This is a genomic window from Shinella zoogloeoides (genome assembly GCF_003574625.1).
Taxonomy (GTDB): domain Bacteria; phylum Pseudomonadota; class Alphaproteobacteria; order Rhizobiales; family Rhizobiaceae; genus Shinella; species Shinella zoogloeoides_A.
The window spans coordinates 385,632-399,158 of sequence record NZ_QNUJ01000003.1 but is presented as its reverse complement, the minus strand read 5'-3'; the positions used below and the strand labels follow the sequence as shown (position 1 = coordinate 399,158).

At 65.8% G+C, this 13,527-nt stretch carries 15 protein-coding genes; 5 read left to right on the top strand and 10 right to left on the bottom strand.

From position 1 onward, the window contains the following. Position 1: 1 nt before the first annotated feature. From DSD28_RS07860 to DSD28_RS07840, 5 genes are all read right to left on the bottom strand, one after another. Complete coding sequence (locus DSD28_RS07860; protein WP_119255822.1) at positions 2–730, bottom strand: MBL fold metallo-hydrolase; 729 nt, start codon at positions 728–730, stop codon at positions 2–4. Between the two features lie 5 nt (positions 731–735). Then, positions 736–1,821 (bottom strand): ATP-binding cassette domain-containing protein, encoded by a 1,086-nt coding sequence (locus tag DSD28_RS26435; RefSeq protein WP_119255821.1) that lies wholly within the window; start codon positions 1,819–1,821, stop codon positions 736–738. Continuing rightward, positions 1,818–2,606 (bottom strand): ABC transporter permease, encoded by a 789-nt coding sequence (locus DSD28_RS07850; protein WP_119255820.1) that lies wholly within the window; start codon positions 2,604–2,606, stop codon positions 1,818–1,820. The genes DSD28_RS26435 and DSD28_RS07850 overlap by 4 nt, the downstream gene beginning before the upstream one ends. A gap of 3 nt (positions 2,607–2,609) precedes the next feature. Continuing rightward, positions 2,610–3,473 (bottom strand): ABC transporter permease, encoded by an 864-nt coding sequence (locus DSD28_RS07845; protein ID WP_119255819.1) that lies wholly within the window; start codon positions 3,471–3,473, stop codon positions 2,610–2,612. Positions 3,474–3,697: 224 nt separating this feature from the next. Then, entirely contained in the window at positions 3,698–4,774 is a 1,077-nt protein-coding gene (locus tag DSD28_RS07840) for an ABC transporter substrate-binding protein (RefSeq protein ID WP_119255948.1), read from the bottom strand. A 128-nt stretch (positions 4,775–4,902) separates the two neighbouring features. Between DSD28_RS07840 and DSD28_RS07835 the strand changes: the two genes are divergently transcribed. From DSD28_RS07835 to DSD28_RS07820, 4 genes are all read left to right on the top strand, one after another. Then, positions 4,903–5,529 (top strand): TetR/AcrR family transcriptional regulator, encoded by a 627-nt coding sequence (locus tag DSD28_RS07835; protein WP_119255818.1) that lies wholly within the window; start codon positions 4,903–4,905, stop codon positions 5,527–5,529. A gap of 13 nt (positions 5,530–5,542) precedes the next feature. Further along, positions 5,543–5,935, top strand: a complete 393-nt coding sequence (locus tag DSD28_RS07830) for a YybH family protein (protein ID WP_119255817.1) — start codon at positions 5,543–5,545, stop codon at positions 5,933–5,935. A 63-nt stretch (positions 5,936–5,998) separates the two neighbouring features. Continuing rightward, on the top strand, positions 5,999–6,235 hold the full coding sequence (locus DSD28_RS07825) for an antitoxin (protein WP_119255816.1): 237 nt from the start codon (positions 5,999–6,001) through the stop codon (positions 6,233–6,235). Continuing rightward, positions 6,235–6,636: a type II toxin-antitoxin system VapC family toxin gene (locus DSD28_RS07820; protein ID WP_119255815.1), complete on the top strand. Its 402-nt coding sequence runs from the start codon at positions 6,235–6,237 to the stop codon at positions 6,634–6,636. The genes DSD28_RS07825 and DSD28_RS07820 overlap by 1 nt, the downstream gene beginning before the upstream one ends. Positions 6,637–6,639: 3 nt before the next feature. On the opposite strand, the gene cueR is transcribed toward DSD28_RS07820, so the two are convergent. From cueR to DSD28_RS07795, 5 genes are all read right to left on the bottom strand, one after another. Next, positions 6,640–7,050 (bottom strand): Cu(I)-responsive transcriptional regulator, encoded by a 411-nt coding sequence (gene cueR / locus DSD28_RS07815; protein ID WP_119255814.1) that lies wholly within the window; start codon positions 7,048–7,050, stop codon positions 6,640–6,642. Next, complete coding sequence (locus tag DSD28_RS07810; protein ID WP_119255813.1) at positions 7,047–9,509, bottom strand: heavy metal translocating P-type ATPase; 2,463 nt, start codon at positions 9,507–9,509, stop codon at positions 7,047–7,049. Before DSD28_RS07810 ends, cueR begins: the two co-directional genes overlap by 4 nt. 75 nt (positions 9,510–9,584) lie before the next feature. Continuing rightward, entirely contained in the window at positions 9,585–9,797 is a 213-nt protein-coding gene (locus tag DSD28_RS07805; RefSeq protein ID WP_119255812.1) for a heavy-metal-associated domain-containing protein, read from the bottom strand. 78 nt (positions 9,798–9,875) lie between these two features. Then, complete coding sequence (locus DSD28_RS07800) at positions 9,876–11,042, bottom strand: aminotransferase (RefSeq protein WP_119255811.1); 1,167 nt, start codon at positions 11,040–11,042, stop codon at positions 9,876–9,878. Between the two features lie 15 nt (positions 11,043–11,057). Next, positions 11,058–12,074, bottom strand: a complete 1,017-nt coding sequence (locus tag DSD28_RS07795; RefSeq protein ID WP_119255810.1) for a LysR substrate-binding domain-containing protein — start codon at positions 12,072–12,074, stop codon at positions 11,058–11,060. Between the two features lie 309 nt (positions 12,075–12,383). On the opposite strand from DSD28_RS07795, the gene DSD28_RS07790 reads away from it, so the two are divergent. Beyond that, positions 12,384–13,472 carry an ABC transporter substrate-binding protein gene (locus tag DSD28_RS07790; RefSeq protein WP_162911293.1) on the top strand — a complete coding sequence of 363 codons (1,089 nt, stop codon included), beginning with the start codon at positions 12,384–12,386 and terminating at the stop codon, positions 13,470–13,472. The last annotated feature ends 55 nt before the right edge of the window (positions 13,473–13,527 follow it).

The window sequence follows — 13,527 nt, the reverse complement described above, 5'->3', positions numbered from 1 at the left end:
GTCACTTCTGTTTTTCGTCGAGCCAGGCCCTTATGAGCTGGCGATAGCGTTCCCCGCCGAAGCTTGGAAAATGGCCGCCATGCACCAGCCGCACCGGCAGGGTCAGGAGCCGTTCCATCGAGGCGATATAGTCCGTCAGGTCGGAATGGTAGGTGTCCTCGATCAGCGGGCCATCGTAGACGATGTCGCCCGAGAAGAGAATTTCGGTTGCCTTCTCGTAGAGCGCAATACCCCCTGGGGAGTGGCCCGGCGTGTGGATGACCTCGAACTGGCGGTCGCCTAGATCGATCAAGTCGCCATCTTCGAGGATGCGCGTCGCGGGGGCCTTCTTCACGGCGTAGCATTTCGAGCAATAGGGCTCGGGCGGCAGCGCGTCGAAGATCTCGTCGGTGACGTAAGGGTCGGCCAGCGTGTTCTCCCGCGTCGGATTGGCGAGAAGGCGGGCCTCGGCCGAATGCACCGCGCGGCACTCGAATTCGTGGTGGCAGCCGATATGGTCGAAATGCGTATGGCTCGCCACCGCGATCAGGTCGCGCTCCGTGACGAGCGGCACCCATTGCCGGAGCGAGACGACACCCATGCCGCTATCGACCAGCATGTCGCGGTCGCGCCCGCGGATGTGCCAGACGTTGCAGCGATAGAATTCCTGGATGTAGGGTTCGCAGATATAGGTCACGTCGTCATCGAGACGGCGAACGCTGTACCAATCCTCCGGCCGGATGCGTCGCATCGATTCTAAACTCCCGCCCCGTCCTGAAGCACGACGATGCTATCCGCCTTCAGCCGCAGGTCAAGCTCGGCGCCGACTTCGGGCGTCTCGGTCTGCGGCAGATGGGCGGTGAGCGTCGCGCCGTTGGCCGCGACATGGCAGCGATGATGCGTGCCGAAGAAGGCGCTGCCGGTGATGCGGCCGTGGCCGAGCGAGAGGGTGGGCACATCGGCATTGGCCGAGCGGAAATGCTCCGGGCGAATGCAGAGCGTCACATCGCTTCCGGCAATGGGGAAGCCGGAAACGAAGGTGGAGGCCGGCAGCACGGCGCGGCCCAGCGCGGTCTCCAGCTCGGCTTCGCCGGCGGCGGTGCGCACGACCTTCGCCGGCAGGAAATTGGCCTCGCCCATGAAGCCGGCGGAAAACAGCGAGCGCGGGCGCATATAGATCGAGGCCGGCGTGCCGACATCCTCGATACGGCCCTTGTTCATCACGACGATGCGGTCGGCGATCGCCATCGCCTCCTCCTGGTCGTGGGTGACGTGCACGAAGGTCGTGCCGACACGCTTCTGGATCGCCTTCAATTCGTCCTGCATCTGTCGGCGCAGCTTCAGGTCCAGCGCGCCGAGCGGCTCGTCGAGCAGCAGCACGTCGGGATCGACCGCCAGAGCGCGGGCGAGCGCCACGCGCTGGCGCTGGCCGCCCGAAAGCTCATGCGGCTTCTTGGCCGAGGACGCCCTCAGGCCGACGAGATCGAGATAGGAGAAGGCCTTCTCGTAGCGCTCCGCCTTGCCCATGCCGCGCATGCGCAGGCCGAAGCCGACATTGTCGCGCAGGCACATATGCGGGAAGAGCGCATAGTCCTGGAACATGGTGGTGGTCGGCCGCTTGGCCGGCGAGACATATGTCATGTCGCGCCCGCCGATGGAAACCGTGCCGGACGTCGGCTCGATGAAGCCGCCGAGGATGGAGAGCAGCGTGGTCTTGCCGCAGCCCGACGGACCGAGCAGCACGATGAACTCGCCGGCCGCGATATCGAGCGAGACATCGTCGAGCGCCCGGAACGCGCCGAAGTCCTTGGTGGCGTTCTTGATGGAAACGTCGGCGGTCATGAGGATTTCCCGGTTTTTCTGAAGACCGTGAGTTCCATGAGGATGAGGAACACGACGGAGATGAGGAAGACGACGCTGCCGATGGCGTTGGTCTTGGGGTCGAGGCCGGAGCGCAGCATGCTCCAGATCTCGACCGGCAGCGTCACGTCGAAGCGCGACAGCAGGAAGGCGACGATGAACTCGTCCCAGCTGAAGGTGACGGAGAGGAAGAAGGCGGCAAGGATCGACGGCAGCAGCATGGGCGCGGTGACGAGCAGCATGACCTGCCAGTCCTTCGCCCCGAGGTCGCGCGCCGCCCGCTCGATATTCACCTGATGCCCGCCCATCGAGGCGTAGATGATGGCAAAGCAGAGCGGCAGGTTGATCACCACATGGCCGATGCCGACCGTCAGGAGCGAAAGCCGCATGCCCGTCACGTTCAGCATGGAGAGGAGGCCGAGGCCGATGATCAGCGTGCTGACGGTCATCGGCGCGACGATGAGGCCGCGCAGAAGCGCGGAGGCCGGCAGCGTATAGCGCGCGAAGGCATAGGCGGCGAGGAAGCCGAGGATGCACGCGACCGCCGAGGAGATCACCGCCACCAGCAGCGAATTGCCGAGCGCCGCCATCAGCTTGCCGTCGGAGAACACCGCCTCGTACCAGCGCAGCGTCAGCCCGTTCAGCGGCGGCACTGGCAAGGTGCCGTCCTGGAAGGAGAAGAGCACCAGCACGACGACGGGCAGGAAGATGAAGAGATAGATGAGGCCGGCATAGAGCGCGGCGAGCGCGGTGGAAAGGTGCCGCATGGATCAGGTCCTTTCCATCTTCAGCCAGCGGGCGCAGACGATATAGGCGAGCGTGACGACCACCATCAGCACCAGCGAGAGCGCCGCGGCCATCGGGAAGTCTGCCCGTCGCCCGAGCTGCAGCATGATGACCTGTGGCAGCACAAGCTCGTTGTTGCCCCCGAGGATCTGCGGCGTGATGTAGTCGCCGATGCACAGGACGAAGGTCAGGAACGCGCCGACCATGATGCCCGGCAGCGTCAGCGGCAGCACGACATGCCAGAAGGTCTGGAAGGCGTTCGCCCCGAGATCCGCCGCAGCGCGGCGATAGTTCGGCGAAAGCTGGATGAGGTTGGCGTAGATCGTCAGTGTCAGCAGCATGACGAAGAAATGCACGAAGCCGATCACGGTGCCGGTGCGGTTGGCCGAAAGCTCCAGCGGTTCGGCGATGATGCCGATTGAGAGCAGCGCCTGGTTGACGACGCCGCCCTTGGAGAGCACCAGCAGCCAGGAATAGGAGCGTACCACATAGGAGGTCCAGAAGGGCAGGATCGCCATGACGAGGGCGAAGCGCTGCCATTTCTTCGGCACCCGCTCGGCGATGATCCAGGCAAGCGGATAGGCGAGCAGTACCGAGATGACTGTGACGGTCGCCGTGATCTCCAGCGAGACCACCAGCCCCTTGAAGAAATGCGCCTTGGCGAAGAAGGCGACGTAATTGTCGAGCGTCCAGGTCGCGACGATCTCGCGCCCCTGCCGCGTCCAGAAGCTGATCGCCACCATGTAGGCGAAGGGCACGAGGAAGAACAGCGCGGTCCAGAGCAGCCCCGGCAGGGCAAAGGCCCATGCCTTGCGGCGCTCCGCGCGTTCGAGGGCTGTGGCGGTCATGGGGTGGTTCTCCGTTCGCGCTTCGTGGGCGTGCCGTGCGGCTTCGCCCCTCATCCGCCTGCCGGCACCTTCTCCCCGCAGGCGGGGAGAAGGCATATGCCGTGCTGTATCCCACCCTTTGACAGTTCGCAGGGCAAGTCCCCTCTCCCCGCTTGCGGGGAGAGGGTTAGGGTGAGGGGCAACCGTGTGGAGCAATACGCGGGCGTGATGTCACGCCACAAACCTTACTGCTGCAGCATTTCCGTCCAGACATCCTGCATCGCCGCATCCATGTCGGTATCCGCCACCGGATAGAGCTGCGAATTCTTCAGGTATTCCGGCTGCTTGTCCCAGCGCAGCGCCGTCTTCTGCTGGTCGGTCAGGTGCTCGCCGGCCTTGGCATTGGAAGGCATGGCCCAGTAGCACGAGGACGTGGCAAGCCGTGCCTGCCCTTCGGGGCTCACGATATACTGCACGAATTTCAGCGCCAGATCCTGCTTTTCGGAGTTCTTGAACACGCCGATCGACTGCGCCCAGCGCAGCGCACCCTGTTTGGGGATCGTCCAGTCGAGGTTCGGCTTTTCCGCCGAGAGCCCGGCCGTCAGCCATTCGCCGCCACCGACGACGATATCCACTTCGCCGGTCGCCAGCGCCGTCTGCGAGGCGACGACGTCGCTCACCTGACGGGAGACCTTCTTCATCTCGAAGAGCTTTTCCTTGATTGCCGGCAGGTCGTCCTGCTTGAGATCGGCCGTCTTCTTGCCGATGGCGACGCCCGTCAGGCCGACCATGGGCAGATAGTAGTCATAGAGCGCGATGCGGCCCTTGTACTTGTCCGACCACATGACCGAGAGGTCTTCCATGTCGGCCGGGTCGACCTTCGTCTTGTCGTAGGAAATCGTGTTGTAGCCGAACTTCTCCGTGACGGCGTAGACCTTGCCGTCGCGGGTCGTCGTCGCGTCCATGCGCACCTCGGGGAAGAGGTCGCCGAGTGGCAGCTTGTCGGCCGGCATTTCGCCGAGAATGTCCATGTCGATGGCGCGCGGCACGTCGACGGCGTCGATGACCAGCACGTCCCAGTCGCCCGGGCGGGATTGTTCGATGATCGAGATCGCCGCGCCCGTACCCTCGTATTCCTTGAGGTTCACCTTGACGTTGTTGGCCTTCTCGAAGGGCTCGACCAGCGCCGGGTCGGTGTGGTCGCACCAGACGAGGGCGTTCAGCTCGTCCTGCGCCATCGCGCCGGCGGGCGAAAGGGCAATGGTGGCGGCGGTGGCAAGAAGCATGCGGCGGGCAAGGCCGCCGGAAACGGTTTTCGTCATCGTCTTTCCCTCTGGCTGAAGGCGCATGGCCTTGCGGATGGCGCTCGTCATGGCGCCTTGAGAAAAAGATTGAACGAGTTCATTTTTTAAGTCAATCTCATTTTTGAAGAGATTCAGCGGAGGGGCCGATGGCCGGATTGCGGGCAAAACAGAAGGCGGACAAGACGCGCCGCATCCTCGATGCCGCGGCCACGCTGTTTCGCCGCGAGGGCTACGACAACGCCCGCATCGAGGTCATCGCGGAGATGGCCGAGGTCTCCGTCGGCACGCTCTACAACTACTACCAGAACAAGGGCGACATCCTCGTCGCCACCGTCGCGATGGAAGTGAGCGAGGTGCTGGAAGGCGGCGCGCGCATCGTCGCGAGCCCCCCGCTCAACGTCGCCGAAGCGCTGCGCACGCTGATCGCGCAATATTACGACCACTCCCTCGTCTATCTCTCCAAGGAGATGTGGCGCACGGCGATGGCGATCTCCATCCAGCAACCCGAAACCCCGCTCTCCCGCCGCTATACCGAGCTCGACGGCCAGCTTTCCGCCCAGGTCGTGCGGCTCGTCGAGACGCTGCAGGCGCGCGGCGTCGTGCATGCGACCGTCGACGCCAAGGCCATGGGCGAGGTTTTCTTCAACAACCTCAACATGATGTTCATCGAGTTCTGCAAGGTCGATACCATGCCGCTCGAAGAACTGAAGGCGCGTGTCGAAGCCCAGCACGCGCCCATCGCCGCCCTCATCAGCACCGTCAAGATCGTCTGACCCCGGAAAAAGCATGACCGACACGCAAGCCGCCGTCCTCTCCGCCGCCGACGCCCTCGTTGCCGCCTTCGCCCGCCACGACCGCGACGCCTATTTCGCCGCCTTCGCCCCGCAGGCGACTTTCCTATTCTACAATCTCGACCGCCCCCTCGACGGCCGCGCCGCCTACGAGGCCGAATGGGCGCTCTGGGAGGAACGCGACGGCTTCCGCATCCACGCCTGCCGCTCCACCGACCGCCGCGTCCAGCTCCTCGGCGACGTCGCCATCTTCACCCACGCTGTCGAAACCGAACTTTCGGTGGGCGGCGAAAGGCTGACCAACAACGAACGCGAAACCATCGTCTTTTCCCGCGACCCCACCGGCCACTGGCTCGCCGTACACGAACACCTTTCGGCGGTGGCCTGAGTACATACACAGGTGTGTACGTTGCGCGGCTTTTGTGCTATTCCTCTGTCAAAGGAGCAGGCGATGCACAGAACCCGCGTTTTCAGGAACGGCAATTCCCAGGCGGTCCGCATCCCATCGGACCTCGCCTATGAGAATACCGAAGTCGAGATGGAGATCGAGCGCGTCGGCGACGAACTGCGTATCCGCCCGGCACGACGCTCGCTTGCCGGCGTTCTCGATCGCTTCGCGCGTTTCTCGCCGGATTTCATGGCCGAAGGACGCGGCGACCAGGAGCAGGCTGAGCGGGATACGCTCTGATGCCGCGCTACATGCTCGACACGAACATGTGTATCTATCTCATGAAGAACCAGCCGGAGCAGGTGGCGCGCCGTTTCGCGGCGTGTCAGGTCGGTGATGTCGCGATGTCCGCCATCACCTATGCCGAGCTGCAATACGGTGTCGCCGCTTCCAGCGATCCAGCGCGGGAGGGCAGGAATCTGAGCGATCTGGTCGAGCTCATTCCCGTCCTGCCGTTCGACCGGTTGGCGGGAGGCGCCTACGGGCCGGTGCGCATGGCGACGCGCGAGCGGAAGTCCGATCATCTCGACAAGCTCATCGCCGCCCACGCCATCGCCGCCGATGTCGTGCTTGTCACCAACAACCTTCGCGACTTCGCGGTCTATCCGGGCCTCCGGCTTGAGAATTGGCTCGATAGCTAGGCGCTAGCAGCACGCCTCTTCGCTTTTCCCGCTCGCCAGCTGCTCGAGGATCGGGCAGTCCGGCCGGTCGTCGCCGTGGCAGTGGGCGGAGAGGTGTTCCAGCGTGTGGACCATCTCCTGCAGCAGCTGCATCTTGGCCCGCATCTCGTCGATATGCTCGCTGGCGATGCGCTTGACGTCGGAGGAGGCGCGGGCGCGGTCCTGCCAGAGGGTGAGAAGGTCGCGGATCTGGGCGATGGAGAAGCCGAGGTCGCGCGCGCGGCGGATGAAGGAGAGCGTGGAGAGGTCCTTCGGGCCGTAGACACGGTAGCCGGAGCCCGTGCGGCCGGCCGCGCGGATGAGGCCGATCTGCTCGTAATGCCGGATCATCTTGGCGGTGACGCCCGTCGCCTCCGCCGCTTCGCCGATATTCATGCCGCACCTCCCTTGAAACGCTTCAGCCGCAGCGCGTTCGTAACCACGAAGACGCTGGAGAGCGCCATGGCGCCCGCCGCCAGCGCGGGCGAAAGCTGGATGCCGAAGGCCGGGTAGAACAGGCCGGCGGCGAGCGGAATGAGCGCGACATTGTAGCCGAAGGCCCAGAAGAGGTTCTGGCGGATGTTGCGCATCGTCGCCCGCGACAGGGCGATGCCGGTCGCAACCCCTCGCATGTCGCCGGCCATCAGCACCACGTCGGCGCTCTCGATGGCGACGTCCGTGCCGGTGCCGATGGCGATGCCCGTATCGGCGGCGGCCAGTGCCGGCGCATCGTTGATCCCGTCGCCGACGAAGGCGACCTTCTTCGCGCCATTGGCCGAAAGCTCGCGCACCGCGGCGACCTTTCCGTCCGGCAGCACCTCGGCCATCACCCTGGTAATGCCGAGCTTCGCCGCCACGGCCTCGGCGGTGCGGCGGTTGTCGCCGGTGATCATCGCCACCTCGATGCCGAGCGCCTTCAGGGCCGCGACCGCTGCCTTCGTCGTCGGCTTCACCGGGTCGGTGACGGCGAAGAGCGCGGCGAGCTTGCCGTCGATGGCGGCATAGAGAGGCGAGGCGCCCTCGGCGGCCAGTCGCTCGACATCCCCTGCAAAGGGAGCGACATCGAGGCCGCGCGCCTGCATGAAGCCGACCGAACCGGCCTCCACCCTGCGGCCGGAGACGTCTGCGGAAATGCCCTGTCCCGAGGTCGCCACGAAGCCGGACGCCGCCGGCAGGTCGATGCCCTCCGCCACGGCCGCCTCATGGATGGCCATCGCGATCGGATGCTCCGAATGCACCTCGGCGGCGGCGACCAAGGTGAGGACGTCGGCGCGGCCAAAGCCCGCCGCCGGCACGATCTCCGTCAGTGACGGATGGCCGAGCGTCAGCGTACCGGTCTTGTCGACGGCGACGATCTCGGTGCCTTCAAGCGTCTGGAGCGCCGTGCCCTGGCGGAAGAGCACGCCAAGCTCGGCGGCCCGCCCGGTGCCGGTGATGATGGAGGTGGGCGTCGCAAGCCCCATGGCGCAGGGGCAGGCGATGATCAGCACGGCGACGGCATTGACCAGCGCATGGGCGAGGACCAGGTCTGGTCCCAGCGCCAGCCAGAGGCCGAAGGTCACCAGTGCGACGGCGATGACCGCTGGCACGAACCATTGCGTCACGCGGTCGACCAGCGCCTGGATCGGCAGCTTCGCCGCCTGTGCGTCCTCCACCATGCGGATGATTTGCGAGAGCACGGTATCGGCGCCGACGCGGGTCGCGCGGAAGGTGAGGGAGCCGGTCGTGTTCACCGTGCCGCCCGTCACCATGTCGCCCGCCGTGCGCGCTACCGGCATCGGTTCGCCGGTGATCATGGATTCGTCGACATACGAGCTGCCGTCCGTCACCTCGCCATCGACCGGCACCTTTTCGCCCGGCCGCACCAGCACGATATCGCCGGGCACGACGCTTTCCAGCGGCACGTCCTCCGGCTTGCCGTCGCGCAGCACGCGGGCGGATTTGGCGCGCAGGCCGGCAAGGTGCCGGATCGCCTCGCCAGTGCGCCCCTTGGCGCGGGCCTCCAGATAACGCCCGGCAAGAATGAGGGTCACGATGACCGCGGCCGCCTCGAAATAGACATTGGCCGTGCCGCCTGGCAGCAGGCCCGGCGCGAAGGTTGCGACGGTGGAAAAGCTCCAGGCGGCGAAGGTGCCGATGACGACGAGCGAATTCATGTCCGGCGCAAGGCGCAACAAACTCGGAATGCCCTTGCGGAAGAAGCGCAGCCCCGGGCCGAGAAGCACCAGCGTCGCGAGCACGAACTGGATCACCCGGCTCGTCTGCATGCCGAGCGTTTCATGGATGTAGTGGCCGAAGGAGGGGAAGGCATGTGCCCCCATCTCCATGACGAAGAGCGGCGCCGTGAGCACGGCGGCGATCAGAAGATCGCGCCGCAGCGTCCTCGCCTCGGCGGCGCGCCGATCCTCCTCGGGCGCGGCGGCCGTTTCGCGAATGGCCTTGTAGCCGCTGCGCTCGATGGCGGCGGCCAGTTCCTCGAAGGACGTGACCCCCTTGGGAAAGCGCACGCGGGCACGCTCCTGCGCAAGGTTGGCGGTGGCCTCCAGCACGCCGGGCACGGCCTTCAGCGCCTTCTCGACGCGGCCGATGCAGGAGGCGCAGGTCATGCCCTCGACGGGAAATTCCAGCACCTCCTCCGCAACGCCATAACCCGCCTTGCGCACGGCATCGGCGACGGCCGCGATATCGGGCGTGCCGGCAAAGGTCACCTCGGCCTTTTCCGTCGCGAGATTGACGGCGGCGCCGGCAACGCCCGGCACCTTCTCTATGGCCTTCTCCACCCGGCGCACGCAGGAGGCGCAGGTCATGTCGGAGATGGAAAGCTTGATGGTCTGCCGGTCGGTTTCGGTGAGCATGGTGCACCTTTCATCCTAAGTCGGATAGATCGTGCACCTTCCCATCGTGTCAAGGTCAAGTGCCAACTTGACGCATCAGGCGTCAACCGGCGAATAGCCCTCGGCCGCGATGACGGAAGCGACGGCGGCGCGGTCGCCGGCATTCTCGACGGAGACGCGCTTTGCGGCAAGATCGATATCGACCCTGGCGGCAGGGTAGGCGGCAAGCACCGCGCCGGTGATCGTCCTGGCGCAGTGCCCGCAGGTCATGTCTTCAACGGTGAAGGCGAGGGTCTTGTCGTCGCTCATGGGCAATCTCCTGATGTTTGCGCCATGCTGAACCCTTCCCCTGTGGGAAGGTCAAGGCCGATTTCTTCACAACGCCGCTTAGCCGAAATTGGAGAGGCGTTCCCTTAGCCGCGAAATGGTCTCGACATCCGCATTGGCGAAGGCGAAGCGCAGGTAGCCCTCCTGCCGCTCGCCGAAATAGCTGCCCGGAAGGCAGAGAATGCCCGCCTCCTTGGCGAGCCTTTCCGCGACGCGCGCGGAGGGCGTACCCTCGAACGGATGGCCGATGAAGGCGAAATAGGCGCCGACCGCGCCGACGCGCCAGGCCGGGACGCCCGCCATGGTCGTCCGTAGCGCCTCGACGCGCCGGGCGATCTCGCGGCGATTCTCCTCGCGCCAGTCGGCCAGCAGCGGAAGGGCGGTGGCGACGGCGGCCTGGGCGGAGCGGGGCGGGCAGATCTGGAGATTGTCCATGATCTTCGCCACCTGTTCCACCACGGCGGGGCCGGCGGTGATGGCGCCGAGGCGGTGGCCGGGAATGCAGAAGGATTTCGAGAAGCTGTAGAGGCCGATCAGCGTCTCCTCCCAGCCCTTGCGGGCGAAGAGATCGTGCGGCCGGCCGGCGCCGATCGGCAGGAAATCGCGATAGGTCTCGTCGAGGATCAGCCAGATGCCGCGCGCCACGCAGAGGTCGTAGATCGCCGCGATCAGTTCCGGCGGATAGACCGCGCCCGTCGGGTTGTTCGGCGAGACGAGCGCGATGGCCCTGACATCCGGCGTGATGGCGGCGGCAAGCGTCTCGACGTCTGGCAGGAAGCCGTTCGCCGGGTCGCAGGGCGCAAAGCACGTCCTCACGCCGAGCATGGCGAGCGTGGTCTCCTGGTTGAAGTAATAGGGATCGGTCATCAGCACGGCATCACCCGCCCCGGCAATCGCCATGGCGGCGCAGATGAAGGCCTGGTTGCAGCCGGCGGTGATATGGACGTTGCCGGCGGCAAGAGTGGTGCCGTAGGTCTCGGACAGATGTGCGGCATAGGCCTTGCGCAGGCTCTCCTCACCTTCGATCGGCCCGTAGCCGGTATAGGCGCGCGAGGCGGCGTTCTCGCCGAGCAGGCGCAGCATCTCGGGATGCGGCGGATAGCCGGGCACGGCCTGCGACAGGTCGATCATCGGCCCGCTGCTGCCGTCATAGGCGGAGGCCCAGGCGAAGACCGAGGGGATCGGCGGGGCGGAAAGGTTTGCGACAAGCGGGTTGAAACGGGGCATGGTCTTCTCTGACGTTCAGGCGCGGGTTTTGCGCGGTTGGCTGGAAGCGGGCCGGCGCGGGGCCGGTGCCGAAAGGGGGCGATGGGCATCGGCCGCGCGGCCGCCGCGCCCGCGCATCGGCATGCGGGCGGAGGCCTGTGGCTCGGGAAGGGCCTCCTCGAGCGTGGCGAAGAGCCAGTCGATGAAGACCTTGACGATGGGCGTCTGGCGCGCCGCCTGCCGGCAGGCGACGTAGAAGGCATGGTTCGCCGGCACGGTGAGGCCAAAGGGTACGACGAGATCGCCGCGGGCGATCAGGCTGCTGGCGGTGATCGTGTCGCCGAGCGCGATGCCCTGGCCATGCAGCGCCGCCTCGGTGGAAAGGCGCGCATCACTCATGAAATGCTGCGGGCCGCGCGGCATGTCGATAGCGTCCGCCGCCGCAAGCCAGGTATTCCATTCGCGCCCGTCGTCGCCGTGGAACAGCGTATGGTCGGCAAGGTCGCGCACCGAGCGCAGCGGCCGGCTGTTGAGCAGCGTGGGGCTGGCGACGGGGAAGAGCTGCAGGTTCGACCAAAGCCGCGTCCAGCAGTCCGGCCAGTTGCCGTCGCCGTAGAGCACGCAGACATCCGTGTCGAGCGAGCGCAGGTGCTCGGGATCGTTGGAGGCGACCAGCTTGAGGCGCACGCCGGGATAATGCTCGGTGAAGGAGGGAAGGCGCGGGAGCAGCCAGAGCGAGAGGAGGGCGGGCACGCAGGCGATGGAAATGTCGCCGCGCGTTTCCGGTTGCTTCATCAGCGCGGTCGCCGCCGCGATCTCGCCGAAGGCGTTGGTGACGGCCGGCAGAAGCAGCGCGCCCTGCGGCGTCAGCTTCAGCCGCTTGCCGCCGCGCTCGAACAGCGCCGTTCCGAGCGCTTCCTCCAGCGCGCGGATCTGGTGGCTGATCGCGCCATGCGTGACGCTCAGCTCGCGCGCCGCGGCGGAGACGGAACCCCGGCGGACGGTGGCCTCGAAGGCGCGCAGGGGATTGAGCGGCGGCAGGCGCGAGGCCATGAAAGCGGGAAACCTGTTTCGTGAGTTTTTCTCACGGCAAACGCTATAACAATGCCAATTGCTTTTCCAGGCGTTTTATTACGATACTGGCAAAAACGAGGGCGAAGCCCTGGGGAACGATCGGGAGGCTCCGGCCGGATTGGGAATGCGCGGCGACGCTCCGCGCCGGCCGCATGCAGGTTTCTTCACGAAAATCCGACCCTGACGGCTTTCGGCCCTTCCGTGGCGCCGACGGCCTGACATAGAATGACGACAACGGGAACACTCCCGGCCGGATCGACCGGCCGGCCTATAAGGAGAAAGACGACCATGCGTGACATCCTCAAGACCAATGTCAGCCGCCGCGCCGTACTGGGTGCGGGCGTTGCCGGCGCTTCGCTGCTCGCCATGCCGGCGGTCCTTCGCGCGCAGGACAAGTCGCTGAAGGTCGGCGTCTACGGTGGCTACTTCAAGGATTCCTTCGACAAGAACATCTTCGCGGACTTCACCAAGGAAACGGGCATCGCCGTGGAATCGGTCGCCGAGCCGACCGGCGAGGCCTGGCTCGTCCAGCTCGAGCAGGCCGCCCGCGCCGGCCAGGCCCCCGCCGACGTCTCGATGATGTCGCAGGTCGCCATGCTCAAGGGCCAGTCGACCGAGCTCTGGGCGCCGCTCGACATGGCGAAGATCCCGAACGGATCGAACCTCATCGACCATTTCGTCAACAAGTATCCGGACGGCCGCGTCGCCGGCATCGGGGCGGTCGCCTGGTACATCACGCTCGTCACCAACACCAATGTCTATCCGGAAGCGCCGACCTCTTGGGCCGCGCTCTGGGATCCGGCGAATGCCGACAAGCTCGGCCTGCTCGCGCTCGTCTCCAACTCCTTCCTTCTGGAAGTGACGGCCAAGACCCATTTCGGCGGCACGAACGCGCTCGACACCGAGGAAGGCCAGATCAAGGCCTTCGAGAAGCTCGCCGAGGTGAAGCCGAACGTCCGTCTCTGGTATCGCGACGAGGCGCAGTTCGAGCAGTCGCTGAAATCGGGCGAAATCCCGATGGGCCAGTATTACCATGACGTGACGGGCCTTGCCGCCAAGGACGGCCAGCCGGTCCGCTCGACCTTCCCGAAGGAAGGCGGCATCATGGATTCGGGCTGCTGGGCGCTGTCGCGCGCCTCGCAGAAGACCGAGGAAGCCCACACCTTCATCAACTATATGTGCCAGCCGCAGATCCAGGCGATCCTGTCGCGCAAGGTCGGTACCGCGCCGACCGTCAAGCGGGACCTGCTCGACCTCTCGGCCGAGGAATTCGCCGCCGTGTCGTCCGATATCGAGCCGATCATTCCGCGCTACGATCTCTACACGACCAAGGCCGACTGGCTGAACCAGAAGTGGACGGAGATGATCGCCGGCTGATAAAAGCCTGCGATCGAAGAATGCCCGCCCGGCCGCCCGCATGCGATATGCCGGC